The organism is Longimonas sp. (genome assembly GCF_046498435.1).
Taxonomy (GTDB): Bacteria; Bacteroidota; Rhodothermia; order Rhodothermales; family Salinibacteraceae; genus Longimonas.
In genome coordinates this window covers 1-5,172 of record NZ_JAWOAR010000023.1, presented here as the reverse complement: position 1 = coordinate 5,172, position 5,172 = coordinate 1, and the positions used below count along the sequence as shown (strand labels likewise).

The 5,172-nt window shown below is 59.7% G+C and carries 4 protein-coding genes; 2 read left to right on the top strand and 2 right to left on the bottom strand.

What is annotated here, in order from left to right:
* Positions 1 to 4 precede the first annotated feature (4 nt).
* Positions 5 to 823 carry a 3-hydroxybutyryl-CoA dehydrogenase gene (locus R6U20_RS00925; RefSeq protein ID WP_410335993.1) on the top strand — a complete coding sequence of 273 codons (819 nt, stop codon included), beginning with the start codon at positions 5 to 7 and terminating at the stop codon, positions 821 to 823.
* 77 nt (positions 824 to 900) lie between these two features.
* Here R6U20_RS00925 and R6U20_RS00920 read toward each other — a convergent pair whose 3' ends face one another.
* Positions 901 to 1,860 (bottom strand): PhoH family protein, encoded by a 960-nt coding sequence (locus R6U20_RS00920; protein WP_410335992.1) that lies wholly within the window; start codon positions 1,858 to 1,860, stop codon positions 901 to 903.
* Between the two features lie 91 nt (positions 1,861 to 1,951).
* Between R6U20_RS00920 and dapF the strand changes: the two genes are divergently transcribed.
* The gene (gene dapF, locus R6U20_RS00915) at positions 1,952 to 2,857 is read left to right on the top strand and encodes a diaminopimelate epimerase (RefSeq protein WP_410335991.1); all 906 of its coding nucleotides are present in this window, start codon (positions 1,952 to 1,954) and stop codon (positions 2,855 to 2,857) included.
* Positions 2,858 to 2,980: 123 nt separating this feature from the next.
* On the opposite strand, the gene R6U20_RS00910 is transcribed toward dapF, so the two are convergent.
* A complete protein-coding gene (locus R6U20_RS00910) occupies positions 2,981 to 4,768 on the bottom strand; it encodes a SurA N-terminal domain-containing protein (protein WP_410335990.1) in 1,788 nt (595 codons plus the stop codon).
* Positions 4,769 to 5,172 lie beyond the last annotated feature (404 nt).

Below are 5,172 nucleotides of genomic sequence, written 5' to 3'. Positions count from 1 at the left end.
GAACATGGGCGATGCCGTTGCCCATGTTCTTGCCCTGAACGGCTACACTGTTACGCTCATCGACGTAAACGAGGCGGCGCTCAAGCAGGGCACTGCGACCATCGCATCGAACTTGCAGCGCCAGGTTAACAAAGAGCGCATTACAGACGAGGAACGCACGGCTACGCTCGACCGCATCCATACGCACACTGCATTGGCCGAGGCAGTGTCAGATGTTGAGCTTGTCATTGAGGCTGTAAGCGAAACGACTGAGGTGAAGGGGCCGATCTTTGAAACGCTGGATGAGGCCGCTCCCGACGATGCAATTCTCGCCTCCAACACCTCCTCGATCTCGATTACGTGGCTGGCCGCGCAGACAAGCCGCGCCGGGCAGGTTATCGGGATGCACTTCTTTAATCCGGTGCCTGTCATGAAGCTGGTGGAGGTGGTGCGCGGCCTTGACACTAGCGACGCGACGTTCGACGCCGTGGAGAACCTGGCGCTCGATCTCGGCAAAACGCCCGTTGAAGTGAACGATGCGCCCGGCTTCGTCTCGAACCGCGTGCTCATGCCCATGATTAACGAGGCCGTGTTTTGCCTCATGGAGGGCGTAGCCGACAAAGACGCCATCGACACCGTTATGACGCTCGGCATGAACCACCCGATGGGTCCGCTCACGCTGGCCGACTTCATTGGACTCGACGTGTGCCTGGGCATCATGGAGGTGCTGCACCGTGAGCTGGGCGACGACAAGTACCGTCCGTGTCCGCTCCTCCGCAAAATGGTTGCTGCCGGGCACCTCGGGCGCAAGTCGGGCCAGGGCTTTTATTCGTACGACGGGTAGCAGCCGATTCTGAAGGCGAACGGGGGACCGTTCGCCTCAGGATTTGTGGAAAAGTTTGGAGATGCAAGGCTCCCTGCTCATCCTTCTTCGTGCTTCTCGTACGCGGCAATGATGTCGCGCACCAGGCGGTGGCGCACCACATCTTTCGGCGTCAGATACACAAAGTCGATGCCGGCGATGTCTTCCAGGATGTGCTGCACCTGCACCAGTCCGCTGCGGCGGCGGTCCTTCAGGTCGGTCTGCGTCACATCGCCGGTAACGATGGTGCGGCTATTCGGACCGAGGCGCGTCAAGAACATCTTCATCTGGCCGGTGGTGGCGTTCTGTGCCTCATCGAGAATGACGAAGGCCGACTTCATGGTGCGCCCGCGCATGTACGCCAGCGGCACAATCTCCACGCGGTTGGTCTCGATATACTCGGCCAGCGTATCGTGCGGCATCATATCGCCGAGCGCGTCGTAAAGCGGCTGCAGATACGGATCGATCTTCTCGTAGAAGTCGCCCGGCAGGAAGCCCAGCTGCTCGCCGGCCTCTACCGCCGGACGCGCCAGCACGATCTTCTTGACGCGGTGCTCTTTCAGTGCGGCCACCGCCATCGCTACGGCCATGTAGGTCTTGCCCGTACCCGCCGGGCCAATCGCAAAGACCACGTCGTTGGTGCGCGCCGACTCGACCAGCTTCGCCTGGTTGGGCGTGCGGGGACGAATGGCCTCGCCGTCGGGGGTGTGCAGTACCACATCGGCCTCCGAAGAATCGGTGGGCGGAGCCGGGGCGCTGTTCGACTGTTCCAGCGCCAGCACTGTCTCCACATCTTCCTCAGCCAGAGCGTCGTTGCGTTCTAAGAGCACCATCAGCTCTTGGAAGACCGATTCCACCGCATCCACCTGCTCTTTAGCCCCCTCAACATAGACGGTGGTACCGCGTGCAGTAATGGACGTGTCCGGAAATGCTTGCTCAACGGTGCGCAAATGCGCGTCGTTGAACCCGAACAGAAGGAGCGGATCGGTATCTTGAATGCTAAACCGTTTCTCAGCCAAGGACAGCGTAATAGACTGGGTGCGCAGAACATGAATAGCGGCGGTGCACCCGCCGAGTGTAGTATGTACCGTTTCAGTGTTTGTTTGCCATATGCCTGATCTGATTGTATCGTTCACGAAAATGGAAGGCGCCGAAAACGACTTTATCGTTGTGGACAACCGCTTCTTCCACTTTACCGATGCCGAACTACAGACCCTGGCCCGCCGCTGGTGTCCGCGGCGCCGGGGCGTAGGGGCCGATGGCGTGCTTGCTCTGCATCCATCCACCTCCAATTCGGCACAGGGGGATGCAGAAGACCCTGCCTCCCCAACACCGTCTCCCGACTTCCGGATGCGCTACGTGAACGCCGACGGCTCGATGGCTACGATGTGTGGCAACGGAGCGCGGTGTCTGGCGCGCTTTGCCGCTGACGCCGGACTCGGCTCTCCCCAGCAAGACTACACGCGCCTCACCTTCGAGACCGACGCCGGACGCTACACCGCCGATGTCCCCGATACCCCTGAGGCTCCTGTACGCTTGTGGGTGCCCGAACCGTCGCGCTACCAGGCTCGCATCTCCCCCGACACCGCCAGCACAGCCGGATTCGACTGGCACCAGGTCTGGTCGGGCACCGAACACATCGTTGCGTTTACGGATTCGGAGGCGGCCCTGTCGGAGGCTCCGCTCGAAACCCTGGCCCCGCCCCTACGCCACGACAACGCCTTTGCCCCCGAAGGCACCAACGTCAACCTGGCTGCCGTACTCAACGAGCACACCGTTCGCATGCGCACCTACGAAAAGGGGGTCGAAGCCGAAACCGCAGCGTGCGGCACCGGCGTGCTTGCAGTGGTAGCCATCGCGCTGAAGCAAGAGCAGATCACCCCGCCCGCCACCATCCACACCCCGGGCGGCACGTTTCAGTCCGGCCCGGCTGCCGACGGAGCCCCCCCGGCCCTGTGGTATCTTGACGGACCTGCTCGCACCGTGTATCAGGGCACGCTTGCGTGGACACCCTGAGGGTCTATCTGTTGAGTTATCTTCGAATGCTAACGGCGCGAATCTCCAACGCAAAACGCCCTGGCGCGGCAAAGTAGCAGCGACAGGGCGTCACGATTGTAGCTTAGACAAGCGGTTTAGGCTCTAAAAGTACGCAGCACGGTTGTCATCGATGGTTGCATCCTCGCGGAGCGACTCAATCCACTGGTTTACCACCTGCTGCTGGCGTTGAGTCAGCAACTGTTGGCGCAGCTCTTCGCGCTCGGCATCAGTGATCGGCTCGGGCTCATCCCAATCTGTCACTTCCACCACGTATGCCGCATTCGCTCCACCAACCACACCGGAGCGTTCGTCCGCGTCAAGTCCGAAGACCGTACCGACAAACATCGGGTCGCGTCCCAGTCCCGGAATCACGTCGTCGTTGTAGCTGATGTCCTCTTGCGTACGCAGCCGCACACCCAGGGCATCTGCCAGATCATCCAGCGACTCAGCCCCCTGGTATGCATCCTGCATGCGCTGCACCTGCACCTCCTGACGCTGATCCTGAACCACGCGCGGTTCAATCTGGTCTTGTACGTCGCTGAATGAGCGGTAGCCCTCCTCTTCAATTGAGGATAGACGAGCGACCACGAACCGATCTTCCAGTTCGAGGACGTCGCTAATTTCACCCGGTTCTGCGGCCGACAAGAAGTCGCGCAGCGCACGGCTCTGCCCAATTTCGGGGAACGTCTCATCGCCATCTTGCGCAGTGAGGCGCTCCACCTCCACATCTTGATTCTGGGCTTCCTCCTCAAAATCACCTTCTTCCGCATAGAACGCAATGTCGTCCATGCGGTCTTCAATCTCGCGGATTGTAGCCAGGCTCGGTCGAATCTCCAGCGCCATAATCGCCAGCTTCACTTCGACTTCCGGCTCGTCTTCCTCAGCATCTTCAACGGGCTGCGTATCCATGATGCGAACAAGTTGGGCGTTGCCATCGGCTACAATAATGTCGGTAACGCGCCCCGACGTGGGGTCCTCAAACACAGCATCGGCCACTGCATCAGGCAGCGACGAGGCATCCACAAACTCATCATTGTACGGCACCACCGATCCGTTGCGGTCCAGGAACGACTCCACATCGTCGGCCTCCTCAAAATCGGCCTGCAGATTTTCCAGATCCTGAAGCACCGCCGACGAGTCCTCGGACGTCGGCTCTTTCGGAAGCGCAGCGTACTCCACTTCGTAGGTGCGCTCGCGTCGGAAGTCCTCGCGGTTTTCGTCGTAGTAATCACGCAGATCTGACTCCGACACGTCGATTTCGTCGCTGCTTACCGAGGCGTAGTTCAAGGCCACGTACTGCACATTGGCCCGCGCATTCTGGCGGAAGTAGGCCTCTTCCACATCCTGGTTCGAGACGTGCACCGTCGATTCGAGCAGCGTGTTCATCTTATTCTGGCGACGCTCCTCGCGCAAGAAATTTTCCAGCTGCAGCCAGCTTTCGCGCATTTCAGGGTTTTGCGCCAGGTTGGCGATAAGCTGCTGGTCGACCTCGCCCGAGTCGTCGGCAAACTGCTGGCGAATGGTCGGATGCGGATCTTCGCCATAAACCATGTCCATGACCTCCGCATCCGTCACCTGAATGCCCAGGCGGTCCATCTCTTGCTCAATAAGCTGCGCATTTACGAGCTGCGTGTACGTTTGCTCGCGCACCATGTCTTGCATCTGCGGCGTCACGTCGCCCCCCATCTGCTGGCGCACGCGCTGCATCTGCTGCTCGACGGCTTGTTGAAACTCCTGGTACGAGATGTCGGCCCCATTCACCACGGCAATATTGCCCGTAGGCTGGCCGACCGTGTTAAACACGTCCGAGTCTTGTAGCGTCCAAATAACGCCAAACGAAATAACGAGAATCCAAAGGATGACTCCGGTGTTTTCCCGGAGCTTGTTCATGACGCCCATACGATCCAGTCGGTCGGTGTGGAGGATGTGACGATCTTGTCAATGGCTGTTGCGCAACCTCTCCGTACCCAGGTCACTCCCAATTGTTCTTTAGTTTGGGGATGCATAGGCCGCGCTCATCCGTTCTTCGTTCTTTGCTCGCGCTTGCGCCCGGCAGGAGCCGCTCTGCATCGCGGTCTCTCAGGGCAGAGGTACGACCCGTGTGCTCTATGCTTCCTGGCGCGCACGGTGCTGCCTTTCCAAGGCGGGGGCACGGCGCGCCGTACCCCTACGGAATAATCTACAGGAGAAATCTGCCGTCCTGAATAGCTGCAAGGCAGCTCATGATGACTTCAGTGATGAGTTTTTCCGGTCCTATTTCTCCTCTGTCCATATAGGGTTTAATCATTTTGCCG

What these genes read in the sequence shown, in the direction of transcription:
- R6U20_RS00925 (WP_410335993.1), top strand. Translation starts at nt 5, where the DNA reads ATGGGCGATGCCGTTGCCCATGTTCTTGCCCTGAACGGCTACACTGTT.
- dapF (WP_410335991.1), top strand. Translation starts at nt 1,952, where the DNA reads ATGCCTGATCTGATTGTATCGTTCACGAAAATGGAAGGCGCCGAAAAC.
- R6U20_RS00910 (WP_410335990.1), bottom strand. Translation starts at nt 4,768, where the DNA reads ATGAACAAGCTCCGGGAAAACACCGGAGTCATCCTTTGGATTCTCGTT.